The organism is Rhodopseudomonas sp. BR0C11 (assembly GCF_010820945.1).
In the GTDB taxonomy this organism is placed as follows: domain Bacteria; phylum Pseudomonadota; class Alphaproteobacteria; order Rhizobiales; family Xanthobacteraceae; genus Rhodopseudomonas; species Rhodopseudomonas palustris_H.
The window spans coordinates 1-788 of the sequence record NZ_QTKI01000777.1 but is presented as its reverse complement, the minus strand read 5'-3'; the positions used below and the strand labels follow the sequence as shown (position 1 = coordinate 788).

The 788-nt window shown below is 67.5% G+C and carries 1 protein-coding gene; it reads right to left on the bottom strand.

Annotation, left to right across the window (positions count from 1 at the left end; all coding sequences use genetic code 11):
* The coding region (locus DYI24_RS27315) for an enoyl-CoA hydratase (protein ID WP_164574535.1) at window positions 1-719 on the bottom strand (719 nt) is incomplete at its 3' end.
* Between the last annotated feature and the right edge of the window lie 69 nt (window positions 720-788).

Below are 788 nucleotides of genomic sequence, written 5' to 3'. Positions count from 1 at the left end.
AGGTACGACTGGCCGAACACCTTGACCGAATGTGCAACCGCTTGCGGCAGCGGCATGTCTTCCCACGCCGCCATCAGCGCCTTCTGGGCCCGCATTGCCTGAGGCGCGCCGGCGAGCAGTGCGCCGACCAGATGTTCGACCGCGGCGTCGAGCTCGCCCGGCGGCGCGATCTTGTCGATCAGTCCCCAGGCAAGAGCGGTGTCGGCGTCGATGTTTTCTGCGGCCATCACCAGGAAGCGCGCGCGCGACCAGCCGATCAGCCGCGGCAGCAGGGCGGCGTGAATCACCGACGGAATCCCGACGCGCACCTCGGGCATGCCGAATTTGGCATCGTGCGTCGCGACACGGAAATCGCAGGCGGCGGCGAATTCCAGGCCGCCGCCCAGGCACCAGCCGGGAATCCGCGCGATCACCGGATAGGGCACGGCCCGCACCGCCTCGCACAGCTCCGCAAGGCCGGTGATGAAGCGCTCGGCGGAACTCTGATCCAGCGTCGCCATCTCGTTGATATCGGCGCCGCCGATCATGCTGCGCTCGCTCTGGCCGGCGACGATCAGCACGCGCAGGCCGTCATCCGCTGCGAGTTGCCGCAATCCGTCCCGGACATCGGTGATCACCGTGGTGTTCAGGATATTGAGCTTGCCGGCGTTGCAGATGGTGAGACGCGCGACGCCGCGGGGATCGCGGTCGACGCCGCAATGGGTGTTGAGCATCTGCATGTTGGATCTCGTCAGCGAGGGGCGGGATAGGCGCGGCATCATGCCCGGCCAGGCTGGCGGACTGTCAAG